The sequence below is a fragment of the Agreia bicolorata genome (assembly GCF_000938265.1).
Classification (GTDB): domain Bacteria; phylum Actinomycetota; class Actinomycetes; order Actinomycetales; family Microbacteriaceae; genus Agreia; species Agreia bicolorata.
In genome coordinates this window covers 217143-231823 of sequence record NZ_JYFC01000006.1, presented here as the reverse complement: position 1 = coordinate 231823, position 14681 = coordinate 217143, and the positions used below count along the sequence as shown (strand labels likewise).

The window sequence follows — 14681 nt, the reverse complement described above, 5'->3', positions numbered from 1 at the left end:
CGCTCATCGCGGCGGTGTGCGGGCATGGGTTCGTGTTTGTGCCCGAATACCTCCATTCGGCGCGGGTAGCCCCGACGGAATAGAGGTATTCGGGCACGGTGGCACCGAATCGCGCCTAGCGCGGGGCGCTGGTTCCCACCGACGACCGGGCCAGATCGAGCTGCACTGTGGTGCCCACCGCGGTGAGCCTCAATGCGGCCACGTCATACTGACCCGTCGATCCCGTCGCCGGATCCGGGCCCGGAACCGACCAGGCCGGCTCGGGGTTGCCGTTGGCCGGGTCGGGGCTGTTCTGGGCATTCGCGGTCAGCGACAGCAGGGAGTCCTCTCCGAAGAGACCCCGCGTGGCGTTGGCCACCAAGGTGATCACCGGGTCGGTGAGCGCGAGGAGCGCGGCTCGTGTCGTCGCGAGAACGTTGGTCGCCGAGGTGAACAGAGCGGCATCGAGTGCTGCACCCAGCGACGCGGAGATCGTCGGAGCCAGCAGAGTGCCAACCGTGTTGAGGGCCGTGCAGAGGACGAGGGTCAATACGGTGCACGAGGCACCGCCTGCCAGGCTCACCGACGTTGTCACGACAGGATCACCGTCGATGAGCCCCTGCAGCGAGACTTCGGGGATAGACAACGTCACCGAAGCGGCAGGCGGGCCGGCGCCCTGGAGCACGTTCACCACCACCTGGGCCGAAAGCGTGAGCGACTCGAGGGCATCCCGAATCTCGCTCTCGAGATCGTCGACCCAATTGACGAGAGCCTCCGTCGTCGCCGCTGTAAGCGCGTTGATGATGTCGTCATTGATCAGCAGTTGCGTGTTGGCAGGAAGCCCGTTGATTCCCGACGTGCCATAGGCGGCGCCGAGCAAGCCGTCGAGATCGATGCTGATCTGACCCGTCAGCAGATCGATGCTGACGATTCCTGCGTTGTCGGAGATGGTGTCATCGAGGAGACCATTGACCTGGGTCAGGTCGATATTGACGGCGAGATTGTTGATGGTGACGGACCCGAGACCAAGGCCGGCCGTGGTCAGCACCGTGTTCACAAGTCCGGAGATTCCCGTCGTCAACGACGACAGCACGCCGGCGTTGCCCGCGAGCGCTTCGACTGACCCGTCGAGACCGTTGATGACTCCCGTCGTGCCCGTGACGAGAGTCCCGACCGTGGGCGACGTCAGGTCGAGGTCGACCCCGGCCACTGCGTACTGGCGCTGCAGCGACGAGAGAATCGACCCCGTCCAGGTCGCAGCACAGGCGTCAAGCGTCGCATTCGACGCTACGGCGCCCACCTCGAGAGAAGCGTCTGCAAGGCCCGCGATAGCCGTACTCAGATCCTGGCCGAGCGCCGACTGCACGATGTTCTTCAACTGCAGCGTCGCGAAGGTTGGCGGGTTCGGGCCGGGCTGGCTCGCCGTGGTCTGGATGGCTCCGCTGTTGCTCACCGCGCCGGTCGCACCCGTCGAGGTTCCATCGGCGTTGACCCGCACGTAGCTGTTGTCGACCCCGAGGTCGGCGTTCAGCGGAAGCAGAAGAAGATCGCCGAGGCTGACCTGCAGAGTGTCCAGAGCCGTGACGGTGAGCGGATTCGCGTAGGCGTTGTCGCCCAGCGAGTTCGACTGCGGCGGCGGGGGCGTGATCGCCACACCGGATTCGTCGTTGACACCACTGATGCCGTCGAGCTCGGCGAGGTCGTCGAGGTTGATACCAGCCAGGCTTCCGCCCAGCAGCTTGCCCGACGCCCGCGTGGTGAACGGCGAGCCGCCCGGGCCGCAGTCAAGCGTTCCCACGGCGGCCGAATCCCACTCGGCATCGAGCCACGAGGCATCCGTCGGTGCGGCCTGAATCGACGTGCCCACCGTGACGGTGATCGCGACCACGCCCGCCAGCGCGCCGATCAGTCGACGCATCGCCGATCGAGAAAGGGGGCGGCGGGTTGTGCTGCGCGGGGTCATGACTCGCTCCTTCGGGGGCTGAGGGTTCGGCGATAGCGCACGATCATTCCGAGCGCGATGGCTCCAGAACCGATGAGCACAACCGCGAGCACATCGAGTCCGGTGTTGGCGAGGCCGCCCTTGCCGCCGGCACCGGTCGTGCCGGGTGTCTGCGTGCCGGGTGTCGTCGGCGGGGTGGTCGGAACCGCGTCGTCGCCCTCGGCGAGAACGTGGAAGGCGAAGTCTCCCGAGAGCCCCATGAGGCTCTCATCGCGACTGGCCGAGACGTCGGGCATGCGCACCTCGACGAGGATGAAACGCGGGCTGTTCGCGTCAAGTGTTCCGAGGTCGAACAGCGGCGTTCCGTCTGATTCCGCACCCGGCCCGACGGAGGTGATCGGCTGCGGATTGTCGCCGCATCCGGGATCTGGGGGGTCGAAGGTGACCGGCTCTGCGGGAATTCCCGCCCATGCGACGTCGCACGACGCGATCGAGATGACCACGCCGTTGGGGTGAGCCAGCAGCTCTCCCCCGGCGTACATCTCGAGGGCGATGCGGGCCGTCGCGGCGTTGTCGAGGCTCATCGTGATCTGCCCGTAACCCACGTCACCGGGGCTCATATCGATGAACTGCAACGGGTCTGGCGAGGTCTCGAGACTCAGGTACCCGGGGGCACCCGGCTGCGGGTTGGGATCCCCCGGCAGCACTAGGGCCGCGGATGCTCGGGCCGAGACGAGCGCGATGCCCGCCACCATAAGCAGTACGGCGAAGACCATGGCGAGCGCTGTTGCTGCTCGACGTCTCGCGGATGCGGGTTCAACGCGCATAGCGTCTCTCACCTCTTCGTGGTTCGGTGGTGCTGGATGTCGGAATGCGGGGCCAGAAGGCCCATAAGACGAGGGCGCCGGCTCCGAGAGTCACGGCGACCAGGGTGATCGGGCTTCCGATCGCGTCGCTGATGGCCTGCCCCCCGGCGATGGAGCCGAGAACGACCTTTCCCGTCTTCACGTGATACGGAAAGAGGTCGGGAATCGTGTTTGCATCGCCCTGCATCGACACGATGCGGCCGGTCGGTACATTCGGGTCGGGCTCGATTGCGATGATGCGGTGGGTGATCGGCAGGCGTTCCCCTCCTCGTTGAAGGGTGACGACCTGCCCGACCTCGAGCTCGGATGCCGGGACCTCACGCACCAGAGCCAGTGAGCCCGTCGGAATCGTCGGGGCCATGGATCCGGTGGCGAAGGTCACGAGCGAGAATCCGAAGAACACTGTTGCGATGCCCCAGGCGATGGCGGCAAGACCGGCGAGACCGGCGAGCGCGAGCGCCGCATCCCTGATTCGAGTGGCGACAGACGCAAGCCGTCTCGGGTGACGAGACCCACCGTGTGCATGGGGATGTTCACGGTGGGTCCCGCGGATCTCGGCGACTCGGCTCATCGATTCGCCTTCCGCTCGTCAGCCTCGAGGATCGTGCCGGTTGCTAGATCAGCTCGGAGGACGACACGAACTGCCAGGCGGGAGCGACTGTTCGACCCTGCAGAGTGTCGGGAGCGTCACCGGGCAGCGAGATCTCGAAGCAGTAGTTGAGCTGGTTGCCCGAGTCTGCTGCCAGAGCGTCGACCGTGGCGCCGGCCGTGTCGAGTGCCGCCGTGGTGGTCGCACTGCCGACCACGAACGTCGCGCCGAGGCCGAACGATGCGTCGCTGCAGGTGGCGGGAGCGGCGTCGCGTGCACCGGTAGCAACGACCACGCGAAGCTGCAGGGCGTCTGCGAGCAGGCCATCGGCGTCTTCGGTGGGAATGTTCGTCGCGTCGACGGCGCCGCTCAGACGCACACTCGGTGCGGCGACCGATCCGTCAGTCGTGCTGAGCGACACAGGCGCGTAGATGGAGTCGCCCGGGGTGAGCGTGAGCGCGCCCGCGGTGAAGACCAGCGATCCGCCGGGGTTGGTCTCTTCGTCAGTCCACTCGTCGGCTACGAACGGCGACGAGGTGTTCTGCTGCACCTCGAATGTGCTGGTTCCGACGCCCGGGGTGCCCGGGTCTCCGCCGGCGCCGGCTGTTCCACCGACGACCCATTCGGAGTCGTTCCACACGGCCAGCGTGACCGTGGCGCCGACTCCGAGCACGAGGCCTGCAGCGAGAACCGCGAAGGCCTTCTGCTTCGTGGAACGCTTTTTGAGCGACGGTCCGACTGGAGTCTCCGGTGCGTCGAACTCTGATGTCTGTGACATTACTGAACTCCCCAACTTGATGAAGCCGCCCCTGTTGTGGCCTCTGAGGGTTGAACGATGACATGAGCGGAATTCACGATGGGGCTCAGAACGGCCCTTCACGTAGTCGCGCGCAGAGAGTCGAGTAGTGCCAGTAGTGGGGGCCGGTAGTGCCCGCACATTTATTGCGTAGGGGCTGCCAAGACAACCCGTAGTATGACCGCAGGGGGGATTCAACTATGACGTCACGAACTGCTTCCACGCGCGCTCACGCCCGCTACACCGCCGCACGTTTCATCGGCACCGCCGTTGTCGCCGGCGCGCTCATCACGGGCTCGCTGCTTGCATCGTCGACCGCCACCGCGGCTCCAGCTCCGGGCGTTCCCGCCGTGACTGCAGGCCTCGACTACGTCGCACTCGGTGACTCGTATTCGGCCGGGCTGGGGCTCACGCCGCTCACCGGGCTGCCGACCCCTGAGTGCGGCCAGAGTTCGGTGAACTTTCCCCACCAAGTCGCGGCGGCCTATGGCCTGAACCTCACCGACGTGTCGTGCTCCGGCGCCGAAACCAGTGATGTCACGGTGAATAGCCAGTACGGCAACATCGCTCCGCAGATCGCCGCGCTCAGCGCCGACACCGACGTCGTGACGCTGACCATCGGCGGAAACGATCTGGGCTTCACCGACATCGTGCAGTCGTGCCTCGCCGCAAGCGCCGACGGTCCGCTGCTGTTCGAGAACACGCTGCCCAACTGCGCCACTGCCTACACGGCCCAGGGCGACCTCCTCGCCGCAAAGATCGCCGGCCCCGTCTCGACGTCGCTGGCCGAGACCTACGCAGCTGTCGCCGCAGCCGCACCGAACGCCAAGGTCTTCGTCGTCGGATACCCCAGCATCTTCCCTGCGACAGTCCCCGCCGAGGGATGCTTCACCGCAATCGGCAGCGCGGCCAACACCTTCCCGTTCACGACGATCGACGCCCCGTACCTGCACTCGGTCGAGGTCAAGCTGGATGCCGCCATCCAGAACGCCGCGGCAACTGCCGGTTTCACCTACGTTCCGTCGTTCGCCTCCAGCTTCGGCCACAACGCGTGCGTCACCGACGGGTCCGCCTACGTGAACGGCGTTCGCCTGGCGGGCGAGAGCCTCGACCCGGGAACGCTGCACCCGAACACCCTGGGCGCCACGTTCCTCACCGACTCCGTGAGCGCTGCTCTCGACGCCGCGTTCCCTGCGGTTGTCGCGCCTACGCTGCCGACCCCGCCCGTCGCATCCGGCCCCACTGCCGTGACGCCGAAGCCAGTGCTGGCGAACACGGGCCTGGATGGCGGGCTTCTCGCCGGAGGGCTCGCCCTCGCCGTGCTGCTTCTCTCGGGTGGCGTGCTCATGGCTGTGGCGCGACGCAAGGCCGCCTAGCCCTCAACTGCACCATCGGAGACACGCGACCTCTCGTTAGGCTTGACCGGTGACAGACTCCAGTGGCTCAGCCGACTTCGATGCCCGACTCGCCGCGGATCCCGTGCACAACGAGCTCGAGCAGTCGCTGCTCGACGGCATTCGGGGTGAGGTGCGGCAGACGGTCTTCATCTCGGCGTTCCTCACGACGCAGGTGTTCGCGCTCAGCCGCACCGAGACATCCGGCGATGCCGCCGATGGTTTCAGCCCTCTCGTGCTGAGCACCGTGGGCGGCGCTCCGATGCTGCCGCTCTTCACCGACCTGGCGCGCGTTCCGGCCGACTACCTCGAGGTCGCTCCGCACACGGTCACCCTCACCGGAGGACGTTTCGTGGCCAGCGTCGCCGACGAAGTGGGCATCGTGGTGAACCCGGGGCATCCGATCGGATTCGAGTTGTCGCCCGGCGCGCTGGCCGCTATCCGACGCGACTTCGCGGCGTCGCAGCAGGGCTGACCCGCCGCTGCCTCGCATCCGCGCCCGGTCGGTCTATCTGCGCCCGGTCGTCCAGTAGCGGATGCGCCGAACCGGAGCGGATAGCCCTTCAACACGCTCAGGGGGCGGGCGGCGCGATCTCTGCTAGCTGACCCAGGCGTCCGGCCAGGATGCCTGGCAGCTGAGCGAGCACCTCGTTCGCCTGCCGCGTCGCGCCCTCGAGATTCGCGTGCTTGCCGTCGTCTGAGGTGCCCGGCTGCCAGCGGCCACCGGCGTCGGCGACCGGTGTGTAGACATCCAGAATCGCGATGCCGGCCTGCCGGGCGGCGCCGGCCAGCAGCCGGTTGAGCTCGATCACCTTGGAACCGACCTGGTTCGATGGCGGCACGAGAACGGCGATCGGGGTCGATCCGCGTTCGCGCACACCTGCCCACAGAGCCTGGATGTCTGACGCGGCCCGGGCGGGCGAGCTGCCGTCGAGCAGGTCGTTGGTTCCGGCCTGCACGAGCACGTAGCCGCCCTGCGCCCCAGCCGCCGCATCGTCGAGACCGGATGCGATGGTGTCGGCCACCGCGCCGGGTTGCGACGCGAACGCCCCCATCGAGACGCCCTCGATGGCGTTCGCCTCGACGGTCTGCCGCCACCAGGATGCAGCGAAGTAGGCGTGCGAGTCGCTGAGCACCGAGAGCGGAATGACGGGCTGTGGAGTGGCCGCCGCGGCCACCGTCGGAGATGGCGTCGGAATGCTCGGCACCGCACCCACAACAAGGGGCCGCTCACCCGGCCCGGCGAATCCGGCCTGAAGGGCCATGCCGACGGAAGGCCAGAGGGCGATCACGGCCGCGATGACGACGGTGCGCCAGAACGGCCCCCTCGCTGCGCGGCGAGAGGCCCGACGGGCAGATGCTCGCGTTCCCGCCCGACCGGGTTGCTTGCGTAACGCGCCTTGCTCGCCGGATGAGGCAGCCACGGCACAGCGATCTTCGACTAGTCGCCGACGACCTCGGCCATGTCGTATTCGGCCTTTACCAGAATCGGCAGGTGGTCGGAGTCGCCCTGCGGAAGCGTCTTGACCTCGTCGATGCGGAACCCGGTCGAGGTCGCGAAGTCGAAGTGACCGCGCACCCACTTGTAGCGCAGGTAGGTGACGCTGTCGCTCAGCGAGAGCTCATAGCCCGTGTCCTTGATTCCGGCGCGCAGCTTGTTCTGGAACAGCGGGTAGTTGAAATCGCCCACCATCAGAATGGGAATGTCACCGCCGATGCGCTGCAGCTCTTCGTGAGCCGCGGCGATCTGGGTTCGACGCAGAGAATTGGATGCCGTGAGCGGCGCGGCATGGAACGATGCGGCAACGAATGAGCGCTCCGTCTGCCGATCGAGGAGTCGGGCGCCGAGCAGACGCTGGGTTCCGGGAGACATAACCCGGTCGTGCATGGACTTCTTGAGCGTGAAGGTGGTGCTGTCTTCAACAGAGAAGCGCTCGGCCCGGTAGTAGAGCGCGAGGCCAAGGCGGTTCTCTGTGGTGGCGTGCGACATGGTCAGGTGCCCCATGGTCGGCGGAAGCGACGCCGTGTCGGCCTCTTGAACACAGAAGATGTCGACATCGAAGTCGTCGGCCAGGGCTGCGAGTTCGCCACTGGCACTGTTGTTCCGCAGGTTGTAACTCAAAACGCGCATTCTGGAAAGTCCTCTCGCAGTTCTGCTAGCCATCAGACTATTCGGCGCAGGCTGGGATTTGGATCGGTTGCGGCTGTGCCATTGATTGTTTACGTCGACTTAATCCGCGCGTTCGAATGGAATATCTGACGCTTTCATGCGTTCACATACACATGAAGAAAATTGGTTTTCTCTCGTTCGGCCACTGGCAGCCCATACCCGGGTCGCTGACCCGAACGGCAGCCGACGCGCACCTGCAGATGATCGAGCTGGCCGTCGCTGCAGAGGAGATCGGCGTCGATGGCGCCTACATGCGCGTGCACCACTTCGCGCGCCAGTTCGCCTCGCCGTTTCCGCTGCTCTCAGCGATGGCTGCCCGCACATCGAAGATCGAGCTCGGCACCGGCGTGATCGACATGCGCTACGAAAACCCTCTCTATATGGCAGAAGAGGCGGCGACCGCCGACCTCATCTCGGGCGGCAGACTGCAGCTCGGCGTCAGCCGGGGATCACCCGAGACGGCGCTCCGCGGCTCCGAGTCGTTCGGCTTCGTTCCGCAAGACGGCACAACGGATGCCGACCTCGCCCGGGCGCACACCGAGATGTTCCGCGCGGCCATCACGGGCGCGGGAGTCGCCATGAGCAACCCGCAGATGACGGGTGTGAGCCAGCCCCTCGGCATCCTGCCCCAATCGCCCGGTCTCGCCGACCGCATCTGGTGGGGTTCGGGCACTCGCGCGACCGCCGTCTCGACGGCCGAGCAGGGCATGAACCTGATGAGCTCGACCCTTCTGTCGGAGGACACCGGCGTGCCGTTCGGCGACCTCCAGGCCGAGCAGATCGCCCTCTACCGCGCCGCCTGGAAGGACGCCGGCTGGGAACGCGAGCCGCGCGTATCTGTGAGCCGCAGCATCCTGCCGATCACCACAGACCAGGACCGCGCCTACTTCGGCGACATGACCCGCGACCGCGAAGACCAGGTGGGCTACCTCGACAATGGCATCGCCCGCTTCGGCAAGAGCTACGTGGGCGAGCCCGACGCGATCGTGAAGGAGCTGCTCGACGACGCTGCGGTGCGCGACGCCGACACGGTGCTTGTCACGATTCCGAACCAGCTGGGCGTCGACTACAACGCGCACCTGCTCGAGACGATTGTGAAAGACATCCTGCCTGAACTGAAGTAGCGGCCATCGAGTGCGCAGATCTTGTCGGTGATTGACATCATCACCGACAAGACCTGCTCACTCGGGACGAATGGGCCCCGCCGCATCACACCGCAGAGGGCGCGTCGCTGCTCACTCGACTCTCCGTCGACTCCCGGCGCGCCCGACTGAGGACGACCCAGCCCACGATGGTGCCGACGACGAGCCATGACACGCCGACGATCTTGGCGATGTCGTTGGTGCTCCACAGCGCATAGCCGAGAACAAGAATCCCGACTACCGGCGATACCCAGTGCACAAAGATGGATCGGCTTCGTCCGCGAAATCCGAAATGAATCAGAACTGCTACGTGCAGGAGGATGTAGGCGGTCAACGCGCCGAATGTCACCATCGTCGTCAGCAGTTCGATGTTACCCAGAGCAAGAATGCTGATCACCAGAGTGATCGCCGAGATGAGCAGCATGGACCGCGACGGTGCGCCCGTTCGGGGGCTGATCTTCGCAAGACCGTGAGGAAGCTGGCGATCTCTCGCCATGGCGAACACGAGCTTGGATGTCGTGGCGTGGGAGACGAGGAGATTCGCGAAGATCGACACAAACGCTCCGAGCAAGACGAACAATGCCTTGAACCACGGTGAGACGATGACACCGACGATGTCGTAGAAGGCGTTGTTGGTGTCGACTCCCGGCTGGAGACCCTCGGTGGGAACGAAGAGAGCTGCCAGGTAGACCTGTGCAACGAACATAACGATGACGAGCACCAGCACGATGATGGTGGCCCGCGAAACGGTGCGCCCGCCGCCCTTCGCTTCTTCGTTGAGGGTCGCGATCGCATCGAACCCGACGTAGCTCAGTGCGGCGAGTGGGATGGCGCCGAACACGATCGCCGACGAGAAGTACTCGGGGTTGTAGAAAGGGCTGAGGGAGAAGGTGGCGCGCCCTTGAGAGATCGCCAGGAGAGCCGCTACGACGAACACGACCAGTGCCACCAGCTGGATACCCAAGAAGACCAGGGTCAGTTTCTTGGTCATCGAGAGTCCGCGCAAGTTGAAGATCGACGCAGCGACGACGAAAGCGACGACCCACACCCAGCCGGGTACCTCCGGAGCGATCGACGTGAGCGCTGAGGCTCCGAGGATCGTGAGCAAGGCGGGCAGCAAGAGGTAGTCGAGGAGGATCGCCCAGCCGGCGATGAAACCCAAGAACTTCGACGTCGACATACGCACATACGAGTAGACGGATCCGGCCACGGGGAATTCTTTGGCCATCGTCTGATAGCTCAGGGCACTGAACACCATTGCGAGTCCAGCGACCAGGTAGACCAGGGCGACCATGCCACCCGAGTAGCTGAATATCACCCCGAAAACTGCAACCGGCGCCATCGGGACCATAAAGATGAGACCGAAGACCACCACATCGAGAAGGCTCATTGTTCGCTTGAGCTCTTGGCTATAGCCGAGTTCGGCGAGCTTCTGATCAGCCGGATCGAGAGCCTGTACGCTCTCCGGTGATTGCTGTTCGCTCATGTGCGCATCCTTTCCTCGTACTGACATCGGGTATCCGCCCCTGGGCGACTTGTGTTGAGAATAGAGAAGCGAACGTCCGCATCCCATCGGCACAATTGCGTAGTCGGCTCCTCCCTCACGACAAGGTTGCAGGAGTGGTGAGACACCAGCGCGGCACCTACGCATTAGTGCGGATTGGCCGAGCGAGGTGCACCAACCTACTGTGATGTCACTCGGCGGCCACTGCTGGTCAGTGTCTCTCCGTCGACCCAATTCGACGCCACAAATTGAAGGATGAGATCAATGAATCCCGATGACATGACAGCAGAGATCGAAGCCCTGCAATTGTTCACCGATGCGCCCCAGTTTCAGAACTTCGGACGGATGAACGAGATCGTTCCGTCCGTCGAGATGCCGCCTTCCAGCACACCGATTCCGTGGCCTGCAGGGCCGGCCGTCGAGGCGCCCGACACCTACGACTTCGACGGTAAGCAGCGTAGTTTCGAGGAGTTCTTTCAGTTCACGGAGACCACGGCCTTGCTGATGCTCAAGGAGGGGAAGGTTGTCTACGAGCGGTACGCGCTAGGGGCCCACCCGGGACTCCGATGGATTTCGATGTCGGCGGGAAAGAGCTTTGTCTCGGCCATGGTGGGCATTGCTATCTCTGAGGGGCACATTGGCGGCGTCGACGACCCGATCAGTGATTACATTCGCGTCAACCCGGGGTCCGCATACGACGGTGTCTCCATCCGCAACGTACTTCAGATGTCTTCTGGCGCTCGCTGGACCGAAGAGTACGACGATCCGACGTCGGATGTGTTCCAGCTCTCAGCGGCACAAACGGGTTATGGAAGCTTCGAAGACGTCGTCGCGGCTATGGTGCGCGAGCGGAACCCCGGCGAGCTGAGTCGCTACAACTCGGGCGATACGCAGGCGCTCGGCCTTCTCATTCGAAGCGCAACCGGCCAGTCGGTCGCGAGCTACATGCAGACGAAATTGTGCGAACCCCTCGGCGTCACCTCCCCGAGCTACTGGCTCTCAGACGCGGACGGCGTGGAAGCGACCTACTACGGCCTCAATATGACGGCGAGAGACTTCGCTCGGTTGGGAGAGCTGTACCGGAACGACGGCGTGTTCAACGGTCGGCAGATCGTTCCCTCCGAGTGGGTTCGGGAATCTCTCACCGCGGATGGCCCGCATCTGCAGCCCGGCAAGCCACTTGTGGGAATCACCTACTACCCGCTCGGCTACGGGTACCAGTGGTGGCTTCCCATTGGCGACAGAGGAGAATTCACGGCGATCGGGGTGTACAACCAATTCATCTACGTGGACCCGATAACCGCCACCGTCATCGTGAAGCTCTCAGCAAATCGGCGCACCGGCTTCATCGGTGACGAGGGCACCCCAGAAAACCTGGAATTTATGCGGGCGCTGGCCCGTCAGAACTGACGCGGGCCCGCCGGCCGCACGGCCTTCTTGCTCAGATCGATCAGGTCGTTCTGAACACCGAAGGTCACAGCACCCGCGCGTGATTCTTGACCGGTCTTGCGGAGAATCGCTTGCACGTGAGTCGTGACGGTTCGCACCGAAATTCCGCGATCGTTCGCAATTCTCTGATTCGTATGGCCGAGGCTCATCCCCTGAAGGATGTCGAGCTCCCTCGGCGAGAGGAGCGCCGTCCCGCCCCGGACACTCTTCTGCTCGGGATGGGCCGGCGCTCGTTCACACCACCCCAACCAGGCCTCCGCGAACACCTCCGTGACATCCGCCGTCATCTCGACTGCGTCCTGGGTGAACGTCGCGCGCCGTCGGGCGGAGAAATGCAAGAGCCCCGCGTACTGCCCGCCCCGACCGTGGAGAGTTGCCGTCATTCCATCCGTGAATCCGATCGGTTTCAGGGCCGAACGGTAGAACGCTGATTCTCGATAGTCGAAGTTCAGGTCGTCGATGCGGGTCGGAACGGTGTTCGAGAGCACGGCCGAGTTGGACTCGTCGAAGGCATAGGACTGAACGGCCGCGCGGCCTTCCACGGAGTCCGGGTATCCACTCGATGTGACGATGTGATGCGTCCCTGAGCGGGGGTCCCATCCAACGACCGCAAAAGCGTCATGGTGGGTAACCGGGCGCATGAGACGGGCCAGCTGACCGAACCCTGCTGCGAGACCCATGCTGGGCGCAGCGGTCATGGTGTTCGGCACGGAACGTATGACGCTGTTGATCATGACCTGCTCCAAGATTCCTTCAATGGCTCACGGTAGCGTTCGTGTGTTGCGGCGGGTGCGCCCGTTTGTTTCCGCGCTGTAACACCCGTCGTTGCGAGAGCGCATCGCCGGCGATCGCAGCCAAGGCGCCACCGTCAGCCCCACTACGCCGCCGATATCGTTGGACGCGTGTTGAGTTCCGAGGATCCGCTTTCAAAGAAGCCTCAGCGCATCCTGATTGCTGGGGTGTCGGGAGTCGGCAAGACGACTCTCGCCGCGCGTCTATCGCAGATCCTTGACGTACCGCACACGGAAATCGACTCGCTTTTCCACGGGCCCAACTGGGTTCCCCGCGATACATTCCTGCACGATGTGGGTTCATTGGTGAGCCAAGACGCGTGGATTACCGAGTGGCAGTACTCGACAGCGCGACGCATGCTCGCCGAGAAGGCCGACCTCCTCCTATGGCTGGATCTGCCATTTCTGACGGCGACCCTTCCGCGCGTCATCCGGCGAACACTCAAGAGACGACTGAACCGAGAGGAACTCTGGAACGGAAACGTCGAGGGGCCGCTCTATAGGTTCTTCACCGATCGCGAACACATCGTGCGGTGGGCCTGGTCGACCCGAAACAAGTACCGCAAACTGATCCCGGAGGTGGAGTCAGAGTTCGCTCATCTCACGGTGGTGCGCCTGCGCTCACAGCGTGAGATCGAACGCTGGCTGAGCGACCTACTGAACGCATATTGACTGGGGGGCGCCGAACCAGTTGGGCGTCGACTACAACGAGGGCGAACCATCCGAGACATACGTGATTGTGAATCGCGGCCGTGTCCTCCACATTGCGGCAGGAAACTGGGTTCAGATGGCCACGGGCCGACCTCCATTGAAGTAGTAGATGTCTTCGTGCTTGTATCCGAAGCATCCGTTGGGTCGGCGAATGTGAGGCTCAAAAGTGAAGTACTCGACGCTGTCTAGACGTGCCTGATTACCCGGCTCAATGTACACACGGTCTGAGCTCCGCGCTCCTATGGAATGACCGAGGTTCCCGAGGAAGTCGAGATTCTCGTAACCGAGATCGAGAATGCGTTCGTTCATGGTCCGGGCTAGTTCTTCGAAAGTCATTGATGGCACAACGAGCTCACAGAGTTGGGCATGGAGATGCCGTTCCATCAAGATTCCCGAACGCCACTCCGCGTTCGAGGAGTCCAGGGGATCCTGAAGGGGAACCCCATCCTGAATGACAAGTGTCCGAGCGAAGTCTCCCCAGATCCCTCGTCTTTGGGGGCTGAGGTCGAGCGTAAGTAGTTCTTGCTCACCGAGAACATAGTCGGGCGTCTCGTAGTGGCGACCGGAATCAGATCTGATAGTTCCTGAACCCGCGAACACGAATGCGCCAATTCCCCAGTACCAGAAGGAATCCGCTCCCAACTCAAGGAGACTTGCCTCGCAGTCCTTGCGCACTTCCGCCAACGTCTGACCAGGATGCAGCGCAGCGCGTGCGGCTTCCATCGCTTTCTTAGCAATCTGCTGCACCTCGATGTGGTCATTCATGCCACCAAGCTACATTCCAGTCTTCTGCTCGAACCGATTGCGAGCCATGTCGTGGCTGCGCTCAAATAGAAGGGTGACATTGACCGGCAACCCGAATTCGATCTCCATACGCGACGGAGTGACGCCCGATGACATCGAACTGTGCGCCGACATTTGGGTGCGCGCGATCGAGTTTAGGGATGGCACAGTTGATGCTCAGGAGATGGCACAGAGGGTTCGATCCGCGTTCGACAACCCGATCGTTCGGTTCGCTGTCGCCACGGCGCCACGAAGCGGATTCGCCTTGGTCGATGCGGGCCGGTCGGATCCGGCGGAGGCCCTGCTGCATTATCTCGCCGTCGATCCCGACGGGGTCGGTAGCGGCGTCGGCACGGCCTTGCTCGACGACGCGGTGGAGCAGGCGAGGCTCAGAGGTTTTGAGAGGGTCACTCTCGAAGTACGCACAACGAATGCCCGCGCCCTTGCGCTGTACACGCGCAAGGGCTTTGCACCGTTCGGCGAAGAAATCCCGCATGCCGTGACCGGTCTCCCGATGAGGTCCTATCGGCTCGCGCTGAGCCGATAATCACCCGAGGCCTCGGCA

The 14681-nt window shown here is 64.0% G+C and carries 15 protein-coding genes; 6 read left to right on the top strand and 9 right to left on the bottom strand.

What is annotated here, in order from left to right:
* Nucleotides 1–115 precede the first annotated feature (115 nt).
* The 4 genes from TZ00_RS14300 to TZ00_RS14285 are packed head-to-tail and all read right to left on the bottom strand — an operon-like array spanning nucleotide 116 to nucleotide 4154.
* Entirely contained in the window at nucleotides 116–1942 is a 1827-nt protein-coding gene (locus TZ00_RS14300; protein WP_152631218.1) for a choice-of-anchor G family protein, read from the bottom strand.
* Nucleotides 1939–2748, bottom strand: a complete 810-nt coding sequence (locus tag TZ00_RS14295; RefSeq protein ID WP_152631217.1) for a hypothetical protein — start codon at nucleotides 2746–2748, stop codon at nucleotides 1939–1941. The genes TZ00_RS14300 and TZ00_RS14295 overlap by 4 nt, the downstream gene beginning before the upstream one ends.
* Complete coding sequence (locus tag TZ00_RS14290) at nucleotides 2738–3358, bottom strand: signal peptidase I (RefSeq protein WP_044442641.1); 621 nt, start codon at nucleotides 3356–3358, stop codon at nucleotides 2738–2740. The genes TZ00_RS14295 and TZ00_RS14290 overlap by 11 nt, the downstream gene beginning before the upstream one ends.
* Nucleotides 3359–3401: 43 nt before the next feature.
* A complete protein-coding gene (locus tag TZ00_RS14285; RefSeq protein WP_044442640.1) occupies nucleotides 3402–4154 on the bottom strand; it encodes a SipW-dependent-type signal peptide-containing protein in 753 nt (250 codons plus the stop codon).
* Between the two features lie 218 nt (nucleotides 4155–4372).
* Here TZ00_RS14285 and TZ00_RS14280 point away from each other — a divergent pair, with 218 nt between their 5' ends.
* Nucleotides 4373–5548 (top strand): SGNH/GDSL hydrolase family protein, encoded by a 1176-nt coding sequence (locus TZ00_RS14280; protein ID WP_052521603.1) that lies wholly within the window; start codon nucleotides 4373–4375, stop codon nucleotides 5546–5548.
* 49 nt (nucleotides 5549–5597) lie between these two features.
* On the top strand, nucleotides 5598–6041 hold the full coding sequence (locus TZ00_RS14275) for an SseB family protein (protein WP_044442639.1): 444 nt from the start codon (nucleotides 5598–5600) through the stop codon (nucleotides 6039–6041).
* Nucleotides 6042–6138: 97 nt separating this feature from the next.
* Here the strand turns inward: TZ00_RS14275 and TZ00_RS14270 are convergent, their stop codons facing one another.
* Nucleotides 6139–6990, bottom strand: a complete 852-nt coding sequence (locus TZ00_RS14270) for an SGNH/GDSL hydrolase family protein (protein ID WP_052521602.1) — start codon at nucleotides 6988–6990, stop codon at nucleotides 6139–6141.
* Between the two features lie 17 nt (nucleotides 6991–7007).
* Entirely contained in the window at nucleotides 7008–7697 is a 690-nt protein-coding gene (locus TZ00_RS14265) for an endonuclease/exonuclease/phosphatase family protein (RefSeq protein WP_044442637.1), read from the bottom strand.
* Nucleotides 7698–7849: 152 nt separating this feature from the next.
* On the opposite strand from TZ00_RS14265, the gene TZ00_RS14260 reads away from it, so the two are divergent.
* A complete protein-coding gene (locus TZ00_RS14260) occupies nucleotides 7850–8860 on the top strand; it encodes an LLM class flavin-dependent oxidoreductase (protein ID WP_174436076.1) in 1011 nt (336 codons plus the stop codon).
* Nucleotides 8861–8945: 85 nt separating this feature from the next.
* Here TZ00_RS14260 and TZ00_RS14255 read toward each other — a convergent pair whose 3' ends face one another.
* Nucleotides 8946–10364 (bottom strand): APC family permease, encoded by a 1419-nt coding sequence (locus TZ00_RS14255; protein ID WP_044442636.1) that lies wholly within the window; start codon nucleotides 10362–10364, stop codon nucleotides 8946–8948.
* A 282-nt stretch (nucleotides 10365–10646) separates the two neighbouring features.
* Here TZ00_RS14255 and TZ00_RS14250 point away from each other — a divergent pair, with 282 nt between their 5' ends.
* Nucleotides 10647–11792 (top strand): serine hydrolase domain-containing protein, encoded by a 1146-nt coding sequence (locus TZ00_RS14250; RefSeq protein ID WP_052521601.1) that lies wholly within the window; start codon nucleotides 10647–10649, stop codon nucleotides 11790–11792.
* Here the strand turns inward: TZ00_RS14250 and TZ00_RS19035 are convergent.
* A complete protein-coding gene (locus tag TZ00_RS19035) occupies nucleotides 11783–12565 on the bottom strand; it encodes a response regulator transcription factor (RefSeq protein WP_052521600.1) in 783 nt (260 codons plus the stop codon). The genes TZ00_RS14250 and TZ00_RS19035 overlap by 10 nt on opposite strands.
* A 168-nt stretch (nucleotides 12566–12733) precedes the next feature.
* Between TZ00_RS19035 and TZ00_RS14240 the strand changes: the two genes are divergently transcribed.
* Nucleotides 12734–13294, top strand: coding sequence for a P-loop NTPase family protein (locus tag TZ00_RS14240; RefSeq protein ID WP_078713178.1), 561 nt, complete (start codon nucleotides 12734–12736; stop codon nucleotides 13292–13294).
* Between the two features lie 111 nt (nucleotides 13295–13405).
* On the opposite strand, the gene TZ00_RS19420 is transcribed toward TZ00_RS14240, so the two are convergent.
* Nucleotides 13406–14098, bottom strand: a complete 693-nt coding sequence (locus TZ00_RS19420; protein WP_084606129.1) for a M24 family metallopeptidase — start codon at nucleotides 14096–14098, stop codon at nucleotides 13406–13408.
* A gap of 46 nt (nucleotides 14099–14144) precedes the next feature.
* On the opposite strand from TZ00_RS19420, the gene TZ00_RS19030 reads away from it, so the two are divergent.
* Nucleotides 14145–14663: a GNAT family N-acetyltransferase gene (locus TZ00_RS19030; RefSeq protein ID WP_161793780.1), complete on the top strand. Its 519-nt coding sequence runs from the start codon at nucleotides 14145–14147 to the stop codon at nucleotides 14661–14663.
* Nucleotides 14664–14681 lie beyond the last annotated feature (18 nt).

What these genes read in the sequence shown, in the direction of transcription:
- TZ00_RS14300 (WP_152631218.1), bottom strand. Translation starts at nt 1,942, where the DNA reads ATGACCCCGCGCAGCACAACCCGCCGCCCCCTTTCTCGATCGGCGATG.
- TZ00_RS14295 (WP_152631217.1), bottom strand. Translation starts at nt 2,748, where the DNA reads ATGCGCGTTGAACCCGCATCCGCGAGACGTCGAGCAGCAACAGCGCTC.
- TZ00_RS14290 (WP_044442641.1), bottom strand. Translation starts at nt 3,358, where the DNA reads ATGAGCCGAGTCGCCGAGATCCGCGGGACCCACCGTGAACATCCCCAT.
- TZ00_RS14285 (WP_044442640.1), bottom strand. Translation starts at nt 4,154, where the DNA reads ATGTCACAGACATCAGAGTTCGACGCACCGGAGACTCCAGTCGGACCG.
- TZ00_RS14280 (WP_052521603.1), top strand. Translation starts at nt 4,373, where the DNA reads ATGACGTCACGAACTGCTTCCACGCGCGCTCACGCCCGCTACACCGCC.
- TZ00_RS14265 (WP_044442637.1), bottom strand. Translation starts at nt 7,697, where the DNA reads ATGCGCGTTTTGAGTTACAACCTGCGGAACAACAGTGCCAGTGGCGAA.
- TZ00_RS14260 (WP_174436076.1), top strand. Translation starts at nt 7,850, where the DNA reads ATGAAGAAAATTGGTTTTCTCTCGTTCGGCCACTGGCAGCCCATACCC.
- TZ00_RS14255 (WP_044442636.1), bottom strand. Translation starts at nt 10,364, where the DNA reads ATGAGCGAACAGCAATCACCGGAGAGCGTACAGGCTCTCGATCCGGCT.
- TZ00_RS14250 (WP_052521601.1), top strand. Translation starts at nt 10,647, where the DNA reads ATGAATCCCGATGACATGACAGCAGAGATCGAAGCCCTGCAATTGTTC.
- TZ00_RS19035 (WP_052521600.1), bottom strand. Translation starts at nt 12,565, where the DNA reads ATGATCAACAGCGTCATACGTTCCGTGCCGAACACCATGACCGCTGCG.
- TZ00_RS19420 (WP_084606129.1), bottom strand. Translation starts at nt 14,098, where the DNA reads ATGAATGACCACATCGAGGTGCAGCAGATTGCTAAGAAAGCGATGGAA.
- TZ00_RS19030 (WP_161793780.1), top strand. Translation starts at nt 14,145, where the DNA reads ATGTCGTGGCTGCGCTCAAATAGAAGGGTGACATTGACCGGCAACCCG.